Consider the following 20,022-nt stretch of genomic DNA (forward strand, 5'->3'; position numbering starts at 1 on the left):
GAGGGCTCAGAGAAGGGCATGGAAGCGGGTGGCGACCTGGTCCCACGTCCACTCGCGGGTGATCCAGTCCCGGCCGCACGCGCCCATCTTGCGCGCCCGCGCCGGGTCGGCGAGCAGGTCGACGACGGCCTGGGCGACGTCCGCGACGACCTCGCCGTCCACGACCAGGCCGGTCTCCCCCGGGCGTACGGCGTCCGGCGCGCCGCCGGAGTTGCCCGCGACCACCGGCAGGCCGGTCGCCGACGCCTCCAGGAAGACGATCCCGAGGCCCTCGACGTCCACGCCGTTCCAGCGGGTGCGGCAGGGCATGGCGAAGACGTCCGCCGCCGCGTAGTAGCCGGGCAGGCTCGCGGCGGGGACCGTACCGGTGAACCTGATCGACTCGCGGCCGCCCGCCATGCGCTCCAGCCGCGACCGGTACGGGCCGCCGCCCACCAGCAGCAGCACCGCGCCCGGCACCGCGCGCAGCACGCGGGGCCAGGCCCGGATGAGCTGGTCCTGGCCCTTGCGCGGGACCAGCCTGGACACGCAGGCGACCACCGGCCGGCCGTCGAGGCCCAGCGCCGCCTTGGCGGCCCGCGGGTGGAACTGGTCGGCGTCGACGCCGGGCGCCAGGCGTACGAGCTTGTGCGCGGGGATCGCCGCCGCCAGGCGCTCGCGCGTGTAGTCGCCCAGGTAGGTGACCACGTCGGCGTGCGCGCCGATCCTGCGCAGCACCGAACGGAAGCCCGGCGCGCCCGCCCACGACGCCTCGTGGCCGTGGGTGAGCATCACCACCCGCCGCGCGCCCGCCGCGCGCAGGCGCGGCGCGAGCAGGCCGAGCGGCGCCGCCGCGCCGAAGACCACGGTCTCGGCACGGTGCTCGGCCACCAGCCCGGCCGCCGTGCGCGCGACGGCCGGAGTGGGCAGCATCAGCCGCGTCGGGTGCCGTACGACCCGGTACGGCTGACGCCGGTCGAACTCCTCGCACCCCGGCCAGGTGGGGGCGTAGACCGCCACACCCGGTGTGCGGAGCGCGAGTCCGTGCACGAACGACTGGATGCCGCCCGGTCTGGGCGGGAAGTCGTTCGTCACGAAGACCACGTTGGTCACGGTTCGGGGACGCCGTTCAGCTTCGCCCACGACCGGGCCAGGGCGATGCGCTCGGGGGTGGAGGGATGGGAGGCATAGAGCACATATTCCACCGCATCCGGCGACAAGTCGGAAATGTTGGTTATGGCCAGGCGTTTTTGCATCGCGACGAACGTGGCCGGGTCCCTGGTGAGGTCGAGGGCGTGCACGTCGGCCCGCGCCTCCACGTGCCGCGTGATCAGGTTCTGGGCCGGGTCGGTGACCATCGAGCCCAGGGTCATCAGGCCCATGAGCACGCCGATCGCCCGCGGGTCGGCGACCGAGGCGATCCCCGTACGCCGCCGCAGCGGGCCGACCAGCAGGAACAGGACGATCGTGCCCCACCCGGCCAGCAGGCCGCCGAGCAGGGTGCCGTCGAGCACGTCGGCGTGCTTGGCGTGGCCCAGCTCGTGCGCGACCACCAGCTCGACCTCCGACTCCGGCGCCTTCAGCAGCGTGTCGTAGACGACGATCCGGCGCGTGGCCCCGAAGCCCGACACGTACGCGTTGAGCGCCGTGGTGCGCCGCGAGGCGTCGGCGACCAGCACGTCCTTGACCGGGACGCCGTCCCGCTCGGCCATGGCCAGCAGGTCCGACCGCAGCGAGCCCTGCGGCATGGAGGTGAAGTCGTTGAACAGCGGCTCGAACACCACCGGGTAGACGTACGACACGCCCAGCGTGAGCGCGAACGCGCCCACGGCGGCCGGGATCCACCAGCGGCGCACCTTGCGCGCCAGCGCCACCAGGGCGAGCAGCATGACGGACAGCAGCACCACGCCGACGCCGGTGTTCTTGAGCCGGTCGACGGTCCAGCCCGCCCAGTCCTGGGTGGACAGGCCGTAGTCGCGCAGGATCGTCTCGAACCACATGCCGAGCGGCCACCGCAGCACCTCGGTGATCGCGGTGAGCACCACCACGCCGAGGACCACCCGCACCCACCACGGGCCCCTGAGCACCCCCAGCACCTTCGCCGCGAACGGCGTCAGGACCAGCAGCCCGGCGAACAGGACCGTGATGCCGAGCGAGATGTAGCCGGGCAGGGAGGTGGCGGCGTCGAACGCCTGCGCCCTGGCGATCTGGGCGGCGCTGAAGTCGCGGGCGGGGTCGGGGGTGACGGCGGGCGCGCCGGCGGCCAGGACCCGCCACGGGGTGGTGAACGCGGCCACGGCCAGGATCACGCCGCCGACCAGGGCCAGGGCGATGCCTGCGGCGCGCCTGGAGCGGGATTCGGCGCGTTGCCGTTCTCGGGCGATCAGGTGTTCCGCCGTTCCTACCAGGTCGCCGGGGCCGGGACGGGGGTCGGCGTCGTCGGGGGCGTCCTTGGGGGTGGTGGTGCTGTCCGACGGGTCGCCGGGGCGGCCCGCGCCGTCCTTTCCGCCTTCACCACCCTTGCCACGCTTGCCGCCTTTGCCGCCCTTGCCGTCGCCTCGGCCCTTGCCGGGCTTGCCCGGGGCGTCCGCGCTCTCGGCGGAGTTCTCGGCGGAGTTCTCGGCGGGGCTCTCGGCGTCCTTCGCGTGGGGGCGCTCGTCGGGGGTGGGGGGATGGAGGTGGCGGGGGTCCTCGGTGTCGGGGTCGGCGTCCGCGTCGGGGCGTTCGCCGGGGGTGGGGCCGGAGGTGTCCGGGTCGTCCGGGTCGTCGGGGTGACCTGGGGACTCGGGGGGTTCGGTGGTGCCGGAGGGTTCCGGCGGGCCGCCGTCGCCGGGGCGCCCGTCCTCGTCGTCCCTGATGGCCACACCGCCGCCGTGGCCCGCCGCGACCGCCGTACCGGGCTCGTCGGCCCCTCTGGCGACCGCTCCCGCGGGCTCGTCCCCCTCCCGGGGCGGGTCGTTCCGCTCGCTCATCTGCCTCCCCTTCACGCGAGCTGCTCTCGTACGTACTCGCGCCACCGTGCCGCCAGTGTCTCGGCGGTCAGCCCCACGGAGGCGAGCGCCTGATCGACGCCGGCCACGCGGGCATCACGGTAGAGCCGTACCAGGGTCCCGTCACCGAACCGGTCTGCGAGGAAGCGACACGCCATCCAGGCCTCCTGGTACGCCCGCGCGAGCCGTCCGGGGTCGGCTGCCGTGGGGGCGAAAGCCGCGGCTCCGGGCAACTCGCTCGGCAGCCGGCCGGCCCGTACTTCGGCGGCGAGTTCGGCGGCGGCAGTCCTGACGGGGAGTCCGGCGTCGCGGTAGGCCACGTAGTCGGCGAACCCCTCGTAGAGCCAGACGGGCAGCCGGTCGGTGCCTGCGGCGACGTGCGTGAGCTCGTGGGTGAGGACGACGTCGCGTCCGGTGGGGGTGAGCCGCGCGAAGGAGCCGGGGACGATGATCACCCTCGGGCCGTCGGCCACCGCGGCCAGCCCGTCCAGCGGGCCCGTGCCCGCCAGCCCGGCCGCCTCGGCGTCGGAGTCCGGTACGACGACCAGCGCGCGTACCGGCCGGCCGAGCAGCGCGGACACCCGCCGACCGGCGAGGTCGGCGCGACGGGCGAGATCGGCGAGCACGCCGGGCTCGGCGTGATGCCCCACGACCACGGACCGTCCGCCGCGGACCACCTGACCGCCGCCGGCCCACAGATCGCGCGCCCCGGCGGGCAGGACGGCGCCGGGCGGCGCGTCGGCGACCACGAGAACCGCCGCCAGCAGCAGGACGGGCAGGAGCAGACGCGGACCGCGGAGGGACGGACGCACCTGCGAGGACACGGCCCGATGCTAGTCGGCCCGCGGCCCGCACGCCCCCTTCACGAGACCGGGCCCACGCCCTCTCCGCAAGGCCGGACCTGCGGTTCGCAGCAGGAAGCCGGACATGCGACAGGCCCCGGCCCGGACCGGGGAGGGTCCGGGCGGGGCCTGTTGTCACGCGCCGGGACGCACCGCGCCGACGAACGACGACTTCCGCCATCCGCCCAGTTTGTCGATGCGCACCCGTTCGCCGGTCCTCGGCGAATGGATCATCTTGCCGTGGCCGACGTACATGCCGACGTGGCCCAGCCCGTTGAAGAACATCAGGTCGCCCGGCTTGAGCTTCCGCCAGGAGACCTTGTGCCGAATGCGGGCGAACTGGCTGCTCGTCACGCGTGGGAGTCGCACCCCGGCCTTCTTCCAGGCGTACTGGACGAGTCCGGAGCAGTCGAACGCACCAGGACCCGTGGCCCCGTACCGGTACGGGTCGCCGATCTGGTGCTTGGCGACGGCGACGGCCTTGTGGGCCCTCACCTTCTGCCTGGCGGCCTTCGCCGCCTTGGCCGACCTGGCGCTCTTCGCCGACTTGGCCGACCTGGTGGTGGCCGCCTCGGCGGTGCTGGACACCGCGGTGAGCCTGACGGCCGATTCGCTCACCGTCTGCGCCCCGGCCGGCACGGCATGGAGAACCGCACCTCCGGCCGTCACGGTCATCGTGAGTGCGACGCCCTTCAGGGCGAGACGGGACAGACGGGGGTTATGCAGGGAGGTAGACAGGATTTCTCCTTGTGTCTTCCACGAACGCCTACCGGGTTAGCTGACGGATTCGGGCCTGGAAGTCGCCCTACGGCGCTGAACGCGCCGATTCACCCCTGATCCCGGGGGATGACGGGATCTTTGGGTCCCCGGCTCCGCGCCTCCTGGCTGCACGGACTCGGCAGGTCGCCACTCGATTGATGTGCCTGAATGGGGATATCGGCGGCGACCGACGGATTTTTATGTGGTCCACATCGGGGGTTCCGATGTCGATTCGCGGCTCGCATGGCTTGCCGACCGCGACGCCAGAAACTACGCCGAGGGGTCAAGAAAGTGCAAAGGGGGAGTCAGGTTGTAAAGATCGAATAAAGGCACGAGTAAGGGAGGAAACCCCTGCTGGAGCCACAGGCTCCGTTACCTAAATGTGACCCTTCTCACACTTCCTGACGCAGGCGCTTGTCAGGGCCCTTTGACACCTTTTGTCCCCTTCGTCCCACAGGCCGGAAGAGCGGGCACGCCGGTGGTCCCTGCGGCCTTCGAGACGGGCGGCCGAGGGCGAGTGTCGGGAGGAGTCCCGGTGGACCGGAGGTCAGGGGCGGATGGCTCCGACCAGCGGGCGGCGGTAGTCCGAGAGCCGGACGACCTTCACGACGTCACCCGTCTGCGGCGCGTGGACGATCTTGCCCCCGCCCGCGTAGATGCTGACGTGCCCCAGCCCCTCGCTGAAGATGAGGTCCCCGGGCTGGAGGTCCTTGATGTCCACCTTGCGTCCGGAGCCCCAGGCCCACTGCTGCCACGTCGTACGCGGCAACGAGACGCCGGCCGCGCGCCAGGCGGCCTGGGTCAGCCCTGAGCAGTCGTAGCCGCGCGGGCCCGTGCCCCCGAAGATGTACGGCTTGCCGACCTGGGCGAAGGCGAAGCGCAGAACGGCGGCCGCGTTGCCCGAGGCGGGACCGGTGTACTTGATGCCGGTGCTGTTGGGGTTGCCCGGGTTGTAGGCCCCCAGCTTGTCCAGGAGCTTCTTCTGCTCGCCGACCAGCTTCAGGACCTCGGCGCGCTCCTTCTGGACCGCGTCCCGCTCCTTGTCGGCGTCCGCCAGGGCGGTCTCGGCGTTGTCGCGCTCGACCTTGAGCCCCTTGTTCTCGCGGTCGAAGGCGGCCAGCTTCTCCAGCCGCTCACGCGAGAGCTGCCCGGCCATGGCCATCCCGGCCAGCAGGTTCTCGGGGTCGTCCGCGCCCATCAAGCCCGGCAGGGACGCGACGTCCCCGCCCATCTTGTACGAGTCCACCGCCGCCCTGATGATGTCGGCCCGCAGGTCGGCGACCGTCTGCAGCTTCTGCTTGTAGCGGTCGTTCAGCTTGGTGTAGGCGTTCTTGGCCTTCTTGTACTCCTCGGTCGCCGTGTTGTACCGGTCGACGACCTTGTCGGCCTTGTCGTTCAGCTTCTCCAGCTTGGCCTTGGCCTGCTTGAGAGTGGGCTTGGGATCAGCGAGCGCCGCACCCATCGGGACCGTCATCAGCCCGATCGCGAGACCCGCCGCCAACGTGACCCGGCCAAACCTCACAGCGTCGCCTCCCAGGGATTACACCTGGGGCGAAATAGTACAGAAGTGGCGGGTGGGGTCTCGCCAATAGTGCTAATTCGTAACTTATGCGCGGCCCAACCGGCGCAGCAGCAGACCCGACGGAACGGGTCTGGCGCCCATCCGGCGGACGGACTCGGCCACCTCACGGTCGGAGGAGACGACGGCGATGGCCCGGCCGGGCGGCTCGGCGCGGACGAGCCGGCGGATGAGGTCGTCGGCGATCTCCCCCGGCGCGCTGAACAGCACCCGCACCCCGCGCGGCGCCACCACCTGCACGGGCGCGTTGAGCTCTGCACCGTCGAAGACCACCGTCACCTCGACGCGGGTCTGCGCGACCAGGCCGCCCAGGCCGGTCATCAGCCGGTTGCGCTGGTCGGCGAGGGTGAACGTGCCGTAGCCGGTCTTGGTGACGTTGTAGCCGTCGATGATCAGATGGACCTGCGGCAGCGCCAGGAGCTGGTCGAGGAGCTGCGGGTCGTCGTCGGCCAGGGCCCGCGCCGGCACGCCGCGCACCCCGGGACGCTCGCCGGTGCTGGCCGCGACCGAGTCGGCGGGCTTACTGATCGTGGTGGGCAGCGCCAGCTCCCTGCGCAGCCCGGCCGAGGCGTCCTGGAGCGCGTCGAGCAGCACCCTGATGCGGGCGTCCTCGATGCTGCGGCCCTCGCGGGCGGCCCGGCGGGAGGCTTCGAGCTGCCTCTCCACGTCGGCCAGCCGCTCGCGCAGGCGGCGCAGCTCGGCCTCGCCCGCGTTGCCGGCCGTGGAGGCGGCGTGCCGGGCGTCGTCGGCGGCCTGCTCCATCTCCTCGGCCCTGCGGACGGCGGCCTTGGCCCGCTCGCGGGCGTCGTGGAGCTTGCGCCGCAGGTCGGAGTTCTCGGCGCGGGCCGCCTTGATCTGCTCGCGCAGCCGGTCGGCCTCCTCCTTGGCGGCGGTCTTCTGCGCGGCGAGCTGCTCGCGCAGCCGGGTCACCGCCTCCTCGCGCTCGGAGCCCTCGGCCGCCACGGCGGACTGCTCCAGGTCGGCGCGGGCGGTTTCGATCATCTCCGCCCAGCCGGGCGGCCTGGTGAGATAGGCTGCGGCCGCCACCAGCACGGGGTCGGCGGCGGGCGGCACGCTCCCCTCGGCCAGGGCGGCGACCAGCTCGGGCCATCCGGCGGCGACGGACTCGGCGACCAGTTCGCGGAACTTCTTGTCGTTCTCCAGTTGCGCGGCGATCGGCGCGCTGCCCAGCTTGGCGCGTTTGCGCGGGTCGAACTTGGCGATGCCGCGCAGCGGCGGCGGCACGGAGACCGCGGGCATGGTGCCGAGAACCTGCGCCGCCAGGTCGACGACGTTGAGGCGCACCTGCTCGGGAAGCGGGCGAGACAGGCCTTCACCCGCTGAACTCATCCCACTTGTCCCTTCGTGACATGCCCTTTCAGACAAGGGTACGGCTCTTGCGTACCTGACCGTAACGGTCCCTTGAACCTAGACAAGCGCTTGGTAGGGGGTATACGACTGAGCCGGGGCAGCCGTGCGGCGTGGAGGTGAGCGGTGACGGAACAGATGCGCACGTCCACGCGTGACCTGGAGGAACTGCGCGAGCGCGCGTCCGGCTGGCTGCGCGGCCGGGTCGGCGGGGACGCCGCGGTCTCGGAGCTCTCACGCCCTTCCGGCAACGGCATGTCGAGCGAGACGCTGTTCTTCACCGCCACGTGGGGCGAGGAGACCCGGCGGTGCGTGGCCAGGCTCGCACCTGCGAAGGAAGCCGTTCCGGTGTTCCCCTCCTACGATCTGCGCGCCCAGTTCGAGATCATGCGACTGGCCAGGGAGAAAGCTGGAATCCCAGCGCCCAGGCCGCTCTGGTTCGAGCCCGACCCGGCGCCGCTCGGGACGCCGTTCTTCGTCATGGAGCAGGCCGAGGGGGACGTGCCGCCCGATGTCATGCCGTACACGTTCGGGGGCTGGCTGCACGACGCCTCCCCCGGCGACCGGCGCCGGTTGCAGGACGCGAGCGTCGGGCTCATGGCCGCGCTGCACGAGACGCCGTGCACGGGCGAGGACGTCGCGGTGCTCGGCCCGCTCGCCCCCGGCGGCGGGGACGGCCTGCGCGCCCACGTCGAGGCCCAACGCGCCTACTACCGGTGGGCGCACGGCGAGCGGCCGATCCCCGTGCTGGAGCGGGCCTTCGACTGGCTGGCCTCACACTGGCCGGACGACCCCGGCCCCGACGTCCTGACCTGGGGAGACGCCAGGATCGGCAACATCATGTACCGGGACTTCACGCCGGTGGCGGTGCTCGACTGGGAGATGGCCGCCGTGGGCCCGCGCGAGCTGGACGTCTCCTGGATGATCTTCCTGCACCGCTTCTTCCAGGACCTCGCGGTCACGATGGGCCTGCCCGGCATACCGGACTTCATGCACCGCGCCGACGTATGCCAGAAATATTGCGAAATAACTGGCTACGAGCCCCGAGACCTCGACTTCTACGAAATGTACGCCGCCCTCCGCCACGGCATCATCATGGCCAGGGTGTGGCAGCGCCGGATCCACTTCGGCGAGCAGCCCATGCCGGACGACCCCGACGACCTGGTGCTCCACCGGGCCGCCATCGAGGAGCTGCTCACCCGCTAGCGTCGTAGACCAGCAGCGCGACCTGCACCCGGTTGTTCAGGTCGAGCTTGGTCAGGATGCGCGAGACGTGCGCCTTGACCGTGGGCACGCTCATGAACAGCTCGCGCCCGATCTCGGCGTTCGACCTGCCCTGCCCCACCGCCAGCGCCACCTCGCGCTCCCGCTCGCTCAGCCGCCCGAGCAGCCCCCGCGCCCGCTCGGTACGGTCGCGCCCGCCCCCGTCGGACACGTGCGCGATGAGCTGCCGCGTCACCGCCGGCGACAGGATCGGCTCGCCCGCGGCCACCCTCCTGATGGCGTCGACCAGGTCGCCGGGCCGGATGTCCTTCAGCAGGAACCCGGCCGCCCCCGCGCGCAGCGCCCGCACGACCTGGGCGTCGGCGTGGAACGTGGTCAGCACCACGACCTCGGGCGGCGAGGCGGTGCGGCGCAGCGCCTCGGTCGCGGTGAGCCCGTCGACGCCCGGCATGCGGATGTCCATCAGGACGACGTGCGGCCGGTGCTCGGCCACCCGCGGCGGCACCTCGGCCCCGTCGGCCGCCTCGCCCACGATCTCGATGTCGGCGGCCCCGCCGAGGATCATCGACAGCCCGGCCCGCACCATCGCGTCGTCGTCCACGATCAGCACCTTGATCGGCGCGTCCATCAGCCCTCCGTCGTTCAACCCCGGTCCCCGTCCTTCTCGTGCGGCCACGGCAGCCAGGCGTGGACGCGGAACTCGCCGTCCGTCACGCCGTGCTCCAGCCTTCCGCCTGCCAGCTCGGCCCGTTCGGTCAGCCCGATGAGCCCGGCGCCCGCGCCCGGCATGCGCGGTCCGTGCCGCGTCCACACCGGGTTGCGCACCTCCGCCGAGACTCCCTCGCCCCGCTCCCCCGCCACGGCCACCGCCACCGGCGCGCCGCCCGCGTGCTTGCGCGCGTTGGTGAGCGCCTCCTGCACGATGCGGTAGACGTTACGGCCCAGCCCCTCGGGGACGCCGTCCGCGGCGCCCAGGTCGAAGCGTACGTCCATGCCCGCCTGGCGGCACTCCTCGACCAGCGCGGGCAGGTCGGCCAGCGTCGGCTGCGGCCGGTCGGGCACCGGGTCGGCGGCGCCGGGCGGGGTGTGGCGCAGCACGCCGATCACCTCGCGCAGGTCCTGGAGCGCCAGGTGGGCGTTGCTCCTGATCGCGCCCGCCGCCCTGGCGACCTCCTCGGCGGGCGCGTCCGGCCGGAACTCCAGCGCCCCGGCGTGCAGGCTGAGCATCGAGATGCGGTGGGCCAGCACGTCGTGCATCTCGCGGGCGATGCGCTCGCGTTCGAGCCGCTTGGCGTCCTCGGCGGCGGTCTCGGCCCGCTGCCGCAGCGACCAGACGAGCTGCCGCCTGGCCCGGATGACGATGCCCCAGCCGTACACGGCCACCACGATCGTCACCCCGAACGCCGCCCCCCACAGCGGCGTCAGGTCCTCCTGGGGCCGCAGCAGCACGTACGGGGCCAAAGTGACCAGCGACAGCAGCGCCACCGGCCCCGACACCTTGAACGGCCGGTGCACCGCCACGGTGAACAGCGCCACCAGCGAGGCCCCGCCGACCAGCTCCAGATAGGACGACAGCAGGGTCGTCACCAGCGCGAACGCCACCGGCCAGCGCCGCCGCAGCCACACCCCCGCGCACGCCAGCGCCCCCACGATCTGCTCGACGGCCAGCAGCGGCTCGGGCTCGTTCCGGATCTCCTCCAGGCTGATGAACGTCAGGCCGCAGGCCAGCAGGAACAGCGCGATGTCGGAGAGCCAGTCGAGGGTCGAGCGCCGCACCCGCCGCCCGCGGCCGTCGCCGAGCAGCGTGGACGGCAACGCCCACCGGTATTCCAGGGCCGGATCGCCCTCCCCCCGCAGCTCTCTCACATTCGTCGAGGTTATGCCCTGCCGAGGACCGCCCGACAGCGACCAAAGTCGATGTCGCCGCAGACCGATGGCCGAGGCGGGCGGGCCGCCCCGGCGGCGAGGCTGGAGGCATGAAAGCGGTGGTGGAGGTCTTCGGCTGGCTGCTGGTCCTGCAGGGGATCGGCGGCCTGCTCAACACCCTGTTCGGCTGGTGGGGATGGGCGCACGGACTGCTCGTGGTCAACGTGCTGCCGTTCCTCGACGGTTACGAGATCTTCGCGGCCGTCGTGATCGGGGTGCTCGGGTTCGCGCTGCTCGCGGTGGCCGGCTCTGTGGCCAAGGCGTCGGGCCGGACGGAGGAGGGACGATGAGCGGGACCGTGTTGCGTCCGCCGCGGCACCGGCCCGACCGCCGGGCGGTGGCGTGGTGGACGGTGCAGTGGCTCGTCCTCATGGTCCCGGTGGCGGCCGCGGCCGTGGGCGCGTACGTGGTGTTCACGCCGCGTACGCCGGGGCTGGGGGCGGCGGCGGGGGCGTTCGCGGTGGCGTGCCTGCTGGTGGCGCTGGTCGAGCCGCGGGCGGCCTACCGGGTGCAGCGGTGGGAGGTCACCGACGAGGCGGTCTACGTCCGCCAGGGGTGGCTGACGCACACGTGGAAGGTGGCGCCGATGTCCAGGATCCAGCGGGTCGACACCGAGCGGGGGCCGGTGCAGCGGCTGTTCGGGCTGGCCGACGTCACGGTGACCACCGCCTCCTCCGCCGGGGCGGTCAAGATCACGGCGCTGGACCACGCGCTCGCCGCGGAGCTGGCCGAACTGCTCACCGCGCGCACCCAGGCGACGCCCGGGGACGCGACGTGACCGGCTGGCAGCGCCTGTCGCGCCGGAGCCTGTGGAACGCGGCGGCCAGGTCGCTCGCACTGGTCGCGGGCGCGGCGGCCGGGCTGGCGCGGTTCCTGGTGGGCCAGGACTGGGGCCTGGGCGGCGTCGTCGCCGCGTGCGCGGGGGCCGCCGTGCTGATCGTGGCCGGGGCGGTGGCCTACGAGGAGGCCCGGCTGCGTACGACGTCCTGGCGGCTCACCGCCGACCGGCTCGAACTGCGCTCGGGCGTGACCGTCCGGCAGCACCGCTCGATCCCGCTGGACCGGGTGCGCAGCGTGGACCTGCGGGCCGACCCGGTACGCCGGGCGTTCGGCCTGACCGTGGTCAAGGTGGGCACCGGCGAGCACGCGGCCGAGGGCTCCGAGCTGGCGCTGGACGCCCTGGACCGGCACTCGGCCGAGATGCTGCGCCGTACGCTGCTGCGCCAGGACGCGCCCGCGCCCGCGGACGGCCCCCTGGCCGAGCTGCGCTGGTCCTGGATCCGGTACGCGCCCCTGTCGATCTGGACGTTCACCGGCGCCGCGGTGGTCCTGGGCGCGGCCTACAAGGCGCTCGGCGCCGTCGGGCTCAAGGACTTCTCCGACCGGGCGGCGACCAGCCTGTGGGACTGGGTGAGCACGCAGCCCTGGCTCGCGGTCCCGCTGCTCCTGGCGCTCAACGCGGCCGTCGGCGCGCTCGGCGCGTTCCTGCTGTACGCCGAGTCCTGGGGCCGCTACCGCCTGGACCGCGAGCCCGGCCGGCTCAGGCTGCGCCGGGGGCTGCTGACCACGCGCTCGCTGACCCTGGAGGAACGGCGGCTGCGCGGCGTCGAGATCAGCGAACCGCTGCTGCTGCGGCTGGGCGGCGGCGCCCGCGTCAAGGCCGTCACGACCGGGCTGGCCAAGAAGGACGACGAGACCGAGGACGTGGCCGCGCTCACGCCCCCGCTCCCCCGCGCCGAGGCGACCCGCATCGCCGCCACCCTCACAGGCCCGCCCCTGGGCTCCGTCATGGGCGCGCCGCTCGTCCCGCACCCGGCGGCGGCCGGGCGGCGGCGGGTGGTGCGGGCGCTGGCGACGACGGTCGTGCTGGCGGCGTGCGCCGGGCTCGCCTGGTGGCTGCTGCCCGCGTCGTGGCCGCGCGGGTGGCTCTGGGCGGCGCCCGTCCTGGCGCTCCCGGCGGGGTTGTGGCTGGCCGCCGAGAGCCGTCGCGGTCTCGGGCACGCGCTGGGCCGGCGGCACCTGGTCATGCGCCGCGGCGCGCTCGTCCGCCGTACGGTGGCGCTGGACCGGGCCGGCATCACCGGCTGGACGTTCCGCCAGTCGTTCTTCCAGCGGCGCTCGGGCCTGCTGACCGTCTCGGCCTGCACGGCCGCGGGCGGCGGCCACTACGAGATCCTGGACGTGGGCCGCGGCGCCGGGCTCGACCTGGCGGCGCACGCGGTGCCGGGCCTGCTGGAGCCGTTCCTGATCCGCGAGCCGGGTGGCGAGCGGCAGGCCGCGTGATCCACCACGGCTGCCCATGCCCCTGTAGCGGACAAGCGTGATCGCGCGGCCCGGCGGCTTGCTGGTCAACAACGCTATTTGTCCCGCTTGCAACCGAGTTGCAGCCCTGTTAACTGTTGACGCGGATCTCCTGTCAGAGAGCCGGTCCCCGCGCGGCACGCGAGGACCGGCGGCGTTGCGCCACGCGCGGGCTCAGCTTCCGACCGGCTGCTTGACCAGTTCGGCCAGGTACGCCCTGGCCAGGGTGAGCGCCCCCTCCTGCGCCTCCTTCTGCGGCATGAGCTTGACCTTGGGCGAGTTCGCCGGCTCACTCTCGGGCCGTTCGGCGCCGGAGTAGTCGACCCTGACCACCAGCGCGCCGGTACGGGCGATCACCGTGCCGCTGGAGGCCGACACGTCGCCCTGCCTGGTCTGCACGAACTGGCTGTACGCCTGCTCGCCGAGCCCTTCGAGGTCGCGCACCTCGCCCCAGGTGATGCCGCCGATGGTCGACTTCTCGGTGTTCTTGTCGCCGCCGCGCTCGCCGGCGTAGTACGCCTTGGCCGCGCCCGGGTCGATCGCGCCCGCCCGGTTGGTGAAGCGGTGGGTGCTGATCAGCATGCTGCGGATCTTGACGTTCCCGGCCGTGCCCGGCAGGTCGAGGTTGAGCCAGCGGCACTCGGTCTCGTCGTCGTTGCCCGACTCGGTGGCGCGCGCCCTCGTCGTCGGCTTCGGCACCAGGCGGGTGGCGGCCTCCGTGACGGCCTGGCAGGCGGGTGGGAAGGCGGCCAGGACCGTGGGCGACGGCGTCGGGCGGGCGGTCGGGCTCTGGGTGACCTGGGCCTGGTCGGGCTTGGCCAGCACGCCGGGGTGCTGCGCCTGCCAGGCGACCACCCCCTTGGCGAAGTATTCGATCAGGCCGCTGACCTCGCGGATCGCGTTGTCCTCCGTGATGGACCTGGTGCTCTCGTTGGACAGGATCCGGGCGTCCTTGCGCTGCTGCCCGGCCTGGAACTTGACCTCGATCGTCATGTCCCCGACCTGGGCGTGGGCCTTGCCGAAGGAGTACCACAACAGCTTGCCGTCGCGCCGCCAGGTGTACTGGGCGAACGCGCCCTCGCCCACGCCGGTCACGTCCTTGACCGGGGAGACGTACTCCTTCTCGTCGGGGTCGAGCGAGGGCTTGGCGGTGGCGCCGTACTTGGCGCCCCGGTAGTCCATCTCGTACGAGCTCTGGGCCATCGAGCGGCCGGTCTTGGCCCCCTCGCCCTTGTGCTGGTCGATCTTGACGTCGATCTCCCTGCTGCGCCAGAACTCGCCGAACGAGATGCGCTGGTTCTGCCAGTTGCAGGCAAAGGTGACCGTGTAGTCGGAGTCCCTGGACGACTTGGCCACCGTCGCGCCGGGCGCCAGCCGTTCCGCCTCGTCCTGGGGCAGCATCGAGCACACGTCCGGGCCCGTCGCGGCGGCGGCCGGGACCGCGGAGTGCGCCGCCGACGAGGACGACGACGGCCCGGCCGCCGTCCCCCCGGAGCCCCTGTCGGAGATCAGGAGGTAGGCCCCCACGCCGCCCGCGGCCACGACCACCACGAGGGCCGCGGCGAGCACGGGCGTCAACCACGCCGGCCGGCGTCCGGGCGGACCAGTGGGCGGGCCGGGCGGCCTGCCCATCGGCCCGGTGGGCGGCAGCGCCGGCGGCGCCCACTGCGGCTCCTGCGGCGGCCCCCACTGCGAACCCCGCTGCGAACCCTGCTGCGGCCCGGACGGCGGCTCGAACCGCCGGCCCGGCACCGGATGAGGGGTGGTCGGCGGCTCGTACTCGCTACCGGGATTCACTGGCACTCCTGAGCTTGCCCTGACTTGCGGGGACACATGGTGATAACGCCCGTGCGGTGCGCTGGACGGTCATCGCGGCAGCGCCCCGGAGACCAGCCGGGCGACCCGCAGCGCCGTCTCCTTGTCGACCGGCGCCTTGACCGACACCTCGTCGCGGTGCCAGACCACCTCGCCGAGCAGGTTGCTGGAACGGAAGAGCACGGTGCTGTCGAACCGGCCGACCGCGCTGGAGGACATCAACAGCTCGAACCGGTGCTGCACGAACGCCGCCTCCCCCACCCCCGCGACGTCGCCGACCTCGCCGACGGCCACCCGCGCCCGGGTGCCCTCGGCCGCGCTCCTGGTGCCCTTCTCGCTGGTGAACCGGCGCAACGCCACCTGCGGCCCGCCGAGGCCGCCGTCGGGCCTCTCGATCCACGTGCGGACGGTGATCCGCCGGCCCTGCCGCTCCTCCAGGCCGGCGACCCACTGGCACTCGCCGTCCCGCGTGGCGCTGCGCCGGGCGGCGCCACGCATCAGCTCGGCGGCCTGGGCGTCCCTGAGCAGGCGGCAGGGGTCGGGGGCGGCGGCGTAGCGGCCGGTCTCGGGTTGTGCCGCGCCGACGGCGTACCAGCCGCCCGCGCCCAGCACCGCGACGCCGGACGCGATCGCCACGGGCAGCAGCCACCGCCGCCTGCGCACGGGGATCGGACCCGAGCGCACCGGCGCGCCGCTGAGCACCTCCCGGACCTGGGCCGCCGTGGGACGGGCGGCGGGCTCCTTGGCCAGCATCGCCATGAGCAGCCCGCCGAACTCGCGGCCCGCCCGCGCGGGGAAGGGCGGCTCGTGCAGCAGCACCGCCGCCGCGACCGCCGCGGGAAACTGCCGCTCGAACGGCGCCCGCCCCTCCACGGCGGTGTACAGGCTCGCGCCCAGCGACCACAGGTCGGACGCCGGTCCCGGCGCCTGCTCGTTGAGCCGCTCGGGAGCCATGTAACCGGGCGAGCCACTGCCGACACCCCCGTCGCCCTGGCCGTCCATGGGGACGGCGATGCCGAAGTCGGTCAGCATGGCCGAGCCGTCGGCGTCGAGCAGGATGTTGGCCGGCTTGACGTCATGGTGGAGGATGCCGTGGGCGTGCGCGACCTCCAGCGCCGACAGCACCTGGAGCCCGATGCGGGCCGCGTACGGCGGCGGCAGCGGGCCGTTCTCCTTGATCACCTTGTCCAGGGACCGGCCGGTGACCAGGTCCATGATGATCCACGGCTGGTCGCCGTCGAGCACCACATCGTGCACGAGCACGATGGCCGGGTCGCGCAGGCGTCCGGCCGACCTGGCCTCGTGGATGGCGCGGCCGGCGAACTCGGCCCGCTGGTGGGGGCTGAGCCCCGGCGGCACCCGCACCTGCTTGACGGCGACCTCGCGGTCGAGCGTCTCGTCCAGCGCCCGCCACACCGTGCCCGCGCCGCCCTGCCCGAGCTGCTCGACCAGCCGGTACCGGCCGGCCAGCAGGTAGTGGTCACCTCGCACGGCGCAACGCCTGCTCGCTCGCCCTGGCCGCCTTGATCGCCGCCTGCCGGACGTCCTCGTCGGTCGGCTTGTCGCCCAGGGTGGCGTACTCGACGGCCACCACCAGGTTGGCGATCCGGTAGTAGACGTGGGCGGAGTGGACGCGGCCCGTCCTGCCCTTCAGCTCGAACGCGAACGCCTCCTCGCCCAGCCCCTTCAGATCGTGGACGGGGGTGCGCGTGGAGCGCATGTCGGTCTTGACGCCGATCTCGGGCCAGGTCCAGTCGACCTGGTCGTACTTGGCCCAGTAGCGCTTCTGGTTCTGGAACAGGGTGCGGGCGGTGTCGGCGGTCATCGACCACGGATCGACGGTGTCGGAGTCCTTCTGCACCTGCAGGCCCACCCCGGTGCCCGCGACCGGCCAGCCGCACTCCGGGCCCACCTCGTCGCCGTCCGGCTGGGCCTTGGGCGGGCTCTGGGTGCGCAGCAGGCCGCCGACGTCCTGCGGGGTCAGCAGGGTGCACACGTCCAACGGCACGGTGAACGCGGTCGGCGTCCCGCCGCCGACGTCGTCGCGCAGCAGGAGGAAGCCGGTGGCCGCGGCGGCGACGACGAGCACGGCCCCGGCCGCGCTCCACAGCAGCAGCGGCCGGCCGCGCCGGCCGACCCGGCGGGGAGCGGTCGCCTGCTCACCGGCCGCCGGGACCGGCGGCTGACCGCCCGCGGCCACCTGCCTGAGCGCGTGCACGACGTTGCGCGCATCGGGACGGGCGCCCGGGTGACGCGCCATCATGGCGGCCAGCAGCGGCCCGAGCGGACCCGGCGCGACCGGCACCGGCTGCGTCACGGTCGCCCTGACCCGCTCGGCGACCGAGCCCTGGTAGGCGTTGCCGCCGGTCACCGCGGCGAACAGGGTCGCGCCGAGCGACCACAGGTCGCTGGCCGGGCCGCCGGGCTCGCCCTCCAACCGCTCGGGTGCGATGAACCCGGGCGAGCCGATCATCAGCCCCTGCTCGGTGAGCGTGGCCTGCCCCTCCTGCCGGGCGATGCCGAAGTCGGTCAGCACCACCCTGCCGCTGTCGGTCAGGTACACGTTGCCCGGCTTCACGTCACGGTGCTGCAAGCCCTGGGCGTGGGCGGCCAGCAACGCCTCCAGGACGTCGGCGCCGACGCGGGCGGCGTACTCGGGAGGCATGGGCCCGAACTCGCGGACGGTCTCGGCCAGCGTACGGCCCCGCAGCAGCTCCATGACCAGCCACGGCCGCTCGTGCTCGACGATGACGTCGTGCAGCGCCACGATGCCGGGATGGCGCAGCCGGGCGGTGGCCTGCGCCTCGCGCACGGCCCTGGTGACCGCGTGGGCGCGCTCCTTGGGCGGGATGCCCTCGGGCAGCGTGAGCTCCTTGACCGCGACCTCGCGGTCGAGCATCTCGTCCTTGGCCAGCCACACCTTCCCCATGCCGCCGGCGCCGAGTGGGCGCAGCAGGGCGTAGCGGCCGGCAAGTCTTCCCGCGGACATAAAGGGAAGGGTAACTAAGGATCAAGAAAGATGGTTATTCGAGCACATTTCCCGTTCGCCCCCTTCGCCCTTCCCGCCCACCCTCACCGCGTCCCCACCTGCCATTCCGGCGCGCTCCGACACGCCTTCCGGCGTGGTCCGCCGGAGTAACTGTCGGACCCCCTCTCTATGGTCTTGGAACGTGGACGCGGTACAAGGCACCCTCGACGAGCTAGGCACCCCCCTCAGCGACGTCACGTTCGTCGTGTTCGACCTGGAGACCACCGGCGGCTCGCCGGCCGAAGACTCGATCACCGAGATCGGCGCGGTCAAGGTGCGGGCGGGTGAGGTGCTGGGCGAGTTCTCCACCCTGGTCGACCCCGGCGGGCCGATCCCGCCGTTCATCTCGGTGCTGACCGGCATCACCGACGCCATGGTGATGGCCGCCCCGCGCATCGAGGCGGTGCTGCCGAGCTTCCTGGAGTTCATCAGGGGCTCCACGCTGGTGGCCCACAACGCGAGCTTCGACACCCGCTTCGTCAAGGCCGCCTGCGCCGCCCACGGCTATCCCCCGCCGGCCAACCCGGTCGTCGACACCGTCGACCTGGCCCGGCGGGTGCTGACCCGCGACGAGACGCCCAACGCCAAGCTGTCCACCCTCGCCCGGTTCTTCCGCAGCCCCACCGAGCCGTGCCACCGCGCCCTCCAGGACGCCAGGGCCACCGTCGACGTGCTCCACGGGCTGATCGAGCGGGCCGGCTCCTTCCAGGTCCACACGCTCGAAGAGCTGAAGTCGTTCGTCCGCGCCCCCACGCCCGAGCAGCAGCGCAAGCGCCACCTGGCCGAGTCCGTCCCGCACGCGCCGGGCGTCTACTTCTTCGAGGACGAACGCGGCGAGGTGCTCTACATCGGCAAAAGCACCAACCTGCGCAACCGCGTGCGCTCCTACTTCACGGCCGCCGAGACCCGCCCGCGCATCCGCGAGATGATCGGCATCGCCGAGCGCGTGCGCCACGTCGTCTGCGCGACCGCGCTGGAGGCCGAGGTCAGAGAGCTGCGGCTGATCGGCGGCGCCAAGCCGCGCTACAACCGCCGCTCACGCTTCCCGGAGAAGATGGTCTGGCTCAAGCTCACCGCCGGCCCCTTCCCCCGCCTGTCGATCGTGCGCGAGCTGAAGGACGACGACGCCACCTACCTCGGCCCGTTCAGCAGCACCCGCCTGGCCGACGAGGCCCGCATCGCCCTGCACGAGGCCGTGCCGCTGCGCCAGTGCACCCAGCCGATCAGCCTGCGCACCCGGCGGGCCGCCTGCGTCCTGCACGAGATGGGCCGCTGCGGCGCGCCCTGCGCGGGCAACGAGAGCCCCGAGGAATACTCCGTGCACGTCGAGAGCGCGCGCCGGGCCATGACCTCCGACGCCTCGCTCGTCTTCACGGCCGTGTCGGCCCGCATGGAGCGCCTGTCGGTCGAGCAGCGCTACGAGGAGGCCTCCGTCGACCGCGACCGGCTGGCCGCGTTCGTCCGGGCGGCGGCCCGCATGCAGCGCCTGACCGCCGTCACCCGCCTCCCCGAGCTGGTGGCCGCCAGCCCGGCCTTCGACGGCGGCTGGGACATCCACGTGGTCCGCTACGGCCGCCTGGCCGCGGCGGGCGTGATGCCGAAGGGCGCCCATCCCACGCCCTTCGTCGCCTCGCTCAAGGCGATGGCGGAGGCCGTCATCCCGGGCCCCGGCCCGGTCCACGCGGCCAGCGCCGAGGAGACCGAGTGCATTCTCCGCTGGCTGGAGTCGCCGGGCGTGCGGCTGGTCGAGGTCGACGGCGTGTGGTCGATGCCCGCCCGGGGCGCGGCCCGCCACAAGGCCCGCATCGATCTGGCCTATCGCGGCCTTGATCAGCGTCGCGACCGCGAGGGACGGCCTTTGCGATGACCGGATACAGTTAATGCATGGTCACGGCAATTGTCCACATCAAGGCCGAGGTAGACCGGATCCCGGAGGTCGCCCAGACGATCGCCGAGATCGACGGGGTCAGCGAGGTCTACTCCATCACCGGCGAATGGGATCTGCTCGCCATGGTCAGGGTCGCCCGTTACGAGGAGGTGGCCGAGGTCATCCCCGGGCGGGTCAACAAGGTCGACGGCGTCGAGCACACCGAGACCCACATCGCCTTCCGCACCTACTCCAAGCACGACCTCGACGCCGCCTTCTCGATCGGCTTCACCGAGACCGACTGACCCCGCTCCCCCGCCACCCTCGCGTCCGTTCCCGGGCCC

17 protein-coding genes and 1 riboswitch are annotated in these 20,022 nt (G+C 73.1%); of the genes, 6 read left to right on the forward strand and 11 right to left on the reverse strand.

What is annotated here, in order from left to right; translation table 11 throughout:
* Window positions 1–6: 6 nt before the first annotated feature.
* The 6 genes from ABZ815_RS21880 to ABZ815_RS21905 all read right to left on the reverse strand — a co-directional run bounded on the left by ABZ815_RS21880 (window position 7) and on the right by ABZ815_RS21905 (window position 7,499).
* Window positions 7–1,092, reverse strand: a complete 1,086-nt coding sequence (locus ABZ815_RS21880) for a glycosyltransferase family 4 protein (protein WP_357700608.1) — start codon at window positions 1,090–1,092, stop codon at window positions 7–9.
* Complete coding sequence (locus ABZ815_RS21885) at window positions 1,089–2,951, reverse strand: M48 family metalloprotease (protein ID WP_357700610.1); 1,863 nt, start codon at window positions 2,949–2,951, stop codon at window positions 1,089–1,091. Before ABZ815_RS21885 ends, ABZ815_RS21880 begins: the two co-directional genes overlap by 4 nt.
* A gap of 11 nt (window positions 2,952–2,962) precedes the next feature.
* Window positions 2,963–3,793 carry a hypothetical protein gene (locus tag ABZ815_RS21890; RefSeq protein WP_357700612.1) on the reverse strand — a complete coding sequence of 277 codons (831 nt, stop codon included), beginning with the start codon at window positions 3,791–3,793 and terminating at the stop codon, window positions 2,963–2,965.
* A 153-nt stretch (window positions 3,794–3,946) separates the two neighbouring features.
* Window positions 3,947–4,429, reverse strand: coding sequence for a C40 family peptidase (locus tag ABZ815_RS21895; RefSeq protein WP_357700614.1), 483 nt, complete (start codon window positions 4,427–4,429; stop codon window positions 3,947–3,949).
* A gap of 130 nt (window positions 4,430–4,559) precedes the next feature.
* Window positions 4,560–4,722: riboswitch (cyclic di-AMP (ydaO/yuaA leader) on the reverse strand.
* A 395-nt stretch (window positions 4,723–5,117) separates the two neighbouring features.
* Window positions 5,118–6,044, reverse strand: a complete 927-nt coding sequence (locus tag ABZ815_RS21900) for an NlpC/P60 family protein (protein ID WP_357700616.1) — start codon at window positions 6,042–6,044, stop codon at window positions 5,118–5,120.
* A 132-nt stretch (window positions 6,045–6,176) separates the two neighbouring features.
* Window positions 6,177–7,499 carry an NYN domain-containing protein gene (locus ABZ815_RS21905; protein WP_357700618.1) on the reverse strand — a complete coding sequence of 441 codons (1,323 nt, stop codon included), beginning with the start codon at window positions 7,497–7,499 and terminating at the stop codon, window positions 6,177–6,179.
* 144 nt (window positions 7,500–7,643) lie between these two features.
* On the opposite strand from ABZ815_RS21905, the gene ABZ815_RS21910 reads away from it, so the two are divergent.
* Complete coding sequence (locus ABZ815_RS21910; protein WP_357700619.1) at window positions 7,644–8,723, forward strand: phosphotransferase family protein; 1,080 nt, start codon at window positions 7,644–7,646, stop codon at window positions 8,721–8,723.
* Here ABZ815_RS21910 and ABZ815_RS21915 read toward each other — a convergent pair.
* Window positions 8,713–9,369, reverse strand: a complete 657-nt coding sequence (locus ABZ815_RS21915; RefSeq protein WP_357700621.1) for a response regulator transcription factor — start codon at window positions 9,367–9,369, stop codon at window positions 8,713–8,715. The two genes, ABZ815_RS21910 and ABZ815_RS21915, sit on opposite strands and share 11 nt — an antisense overlap.
* A gap of 14 nt (window positions 9,370–9,383) precedes the next feature.
* Window positions 9,384–10,607, reverse strand: a complete 1,224-nt coding sequence (locus ABZ815_RS21920) for a histidine kinase (RefSeq protein WP_357700623.1) — start codon at window positions 10,605–10,607, stop codon at window positions 9,384–9,386.
* 110 nt (window positions 10,608–10,717) lie between these two features.
* Between ABZ815_RS21920 and ABZ815_RS21925 the strand changes: the two genes are divergently transcribed.
* Genes ABZ815_RS21925 through ABZ815_RS21935 form a run of 3 tightly spaced genes read left to right on the forward strand, consistent with a single transcriptional unit; the run spans window position 10,718 to window position 12,950 of the window.
* Window positions 10,718–10,957 carry a hypothetical protein gene (locus ABZ815_RS21925; protein WP_357700625.1) on the forward strand — a complete coding sequence of 80 codons (240 nt, stop codon included), beginning with the start codon at window positions 10,718–10,720 and terminating at the stop codon, window positions 10,955–10,957.
* Window positions 10,954–11,445 carry a PH domain-containing protein gene (locus tag ABZ815_RS21930; protein ID WP_357700627.1) on the forward strand — a complete coding sequence of 164 codons (492 nt, stop codon included), beginning with the start codon at window positions 10,954–10,956 and terminating at the stop codon, window positions 11,443–11,445. The genes ABZ815_RS21925 and ABZ815_RS21930 overlap by 4 nt, the downstream gene beginning before the upstream one ends.
* Window positions 11,442–12,950: a PH domain-containing protein gene (locus ABZ815_RS21935; RefSeq protein ID WP_357700629.1), complete on the forward strand. Its 1,509-nt coding sequence runs from the start codon at window positions 11,442–11,444 to the stop codon at window positions 12,948–12,950. Before ABZ815_RS21930 ends, ABZ815_RS21935 begins: the two co-directional genes overlap by 4 nt.
* A 192-nt stretch (window positions 12,951–13,142) precedes the next feature.
* On the opposite strand, the gene ABZ815_RS21940 is transcribed toward ABZ815_RS21935, so the two are convergent.
* The 3 genes from ABZ815_RS21940 to ABZ815_RS21950 all read right to left on the reverse strand — a co-directional run bounded on the left by ABZ815_RS21940 (window position 13,143) and on the right by ABZ815_RS21950 (window position 17,772).
* Window positions 13,143–14,765, reverse strand: coding sequence for a hypothetical protein (locus tag ABZ815_RS21940; protein WP_357700631.1), 1,623 nt, complete (start codon window positions 14,763–14,765; stop codon window positions 13,143–13,145).
* Between the two features lie 69 nt (window positions 14,766–14,834).
* Window positions 14,835–16,274: a serine/threonine-protein kinase gene (locus tag ABZ815_RS21945; RefSeq protein ID WP_357700633.1), complete on the reverse strand. Its 1,440-nt coding sequence runs from the start codon at window positions 16,272–16,274 to the stop codon at window positions 14,835–14,837.
* Window positions 16,264–17,772: a serine/threonine-protein kinase gene (locus ABZ815_RS21950; RefSeq protein ID WP_357700635.1), complete on the reverse strand. Its 1,509-nt coding sequence runs from the start codon at window positions 17,770–17,772 to the stop codon at window positions 16,264–16,266. Before ABZ815_RS21950 ends, ABZ815_RS21945 begins: the two co-directional genes overlap by 11 nt.
* 181 nt (window positions 17,773–17,953) lie before the next feature.
* Here ABZ815_RS21950 and ABZ815_RS21955 point away from each other — a divergent pair, with 181 nt between their 5' ends.
* The gene (locus tag ABZ815_RS21955) at window positions 17,954–19,678 is read left to right on the forward strand and encodes a DEDD exonuclease domain-containing protein (protein ID WP_357700637.1); all 1,725 of its coding nucleotides are present in this window, start codon (window positions 17,954–17,956) and stop codon (window positions 19,676–19,678) included.
* Window positions 19,679–19,695: 17 nt separating this feature from the next.
* Window positions 19,696–19,983, forward strand: coding sequence for an Lrp/AsnC ligand binding domain-containing protein (locus ABZ815_RS21960; protein WP_357700639.1), 288 nt, complete (start codon window positions 19,696–19,698; stop codon window positions 19,981–19,983).
* The last annotated feature ends 39 nt before the right edge of the window (window positions 19,984–20,022 follow it).

This window comes from Nonomuraea sp. NPDC047529 (assembly GCF_040642995.1).
GTDB lineage: Bacteria > Actinomycetota > Actinomycetes > Streptosporangiales > Streptosporangiaceae > Nonomuraea.

Bases quoted from the DNA above. Each gene is read 5' to 3' on its own strand.
- ABZ815_RS21885 (WP_357700610.1), bottom strand. From the start codon at position 2,951: ATGAGCGAGCGGAACGACCCGCCCCGGGAGGGGGACGAGCCCGCGGGA.
- ABZ815_RS21900 (WP_357700616.1), bottom strand. From the start codon at position 6,044: ATGACGGTCCCGATGGGTGCGGCGCTCGCTGATCCCAAGCCCACTCTC.
- ABZ815_RS21905 (WP_357700618.1), bottom strand. From the start codon at position 7,499: ATGAGTTCAGCGGGTGAAGGCCTGTCTCGCCCGCTTCCCGAGCAGGTG.
- ABZ815_RS21915 (WP_357700621.1), bottom strand. From the start codon at position 9,369: ATGGACGCGCCGATCAAGGTGCTGATCGTGGACGACGACGCGATGGTG.
- ABZ815_RS21925 (WP_357700625.1), top strand. From the start codon at position 10,718: ATGAAAGCGGTGGTGGAGGTCTTCGGCTGGCTGCTGGTCCTGCAGGGG.
- ABZ815_RS21930 (WP_357700627.1), top strand. From the start codon at position 10,954: ATGAGCGGGACCGTGTTGCGTCCGCCGCGGCACCGGCCCGACCGCCGG.
- ABZ815_RS21950 (WP_357700635.1), bottom strand. From the start codon at position 17,772: ATGTCCGCGGGAAGACTTGCCGGCCGCTACGCCCTGCTGCGCCCACTC.
- ABZ815_RS21960 (WP_357700639.1), top strand. From the start codon at position 19,696: ATGGTCACGGCAATTGTCCACATCAAGGCCGAGGTAGACCGGATCCCG.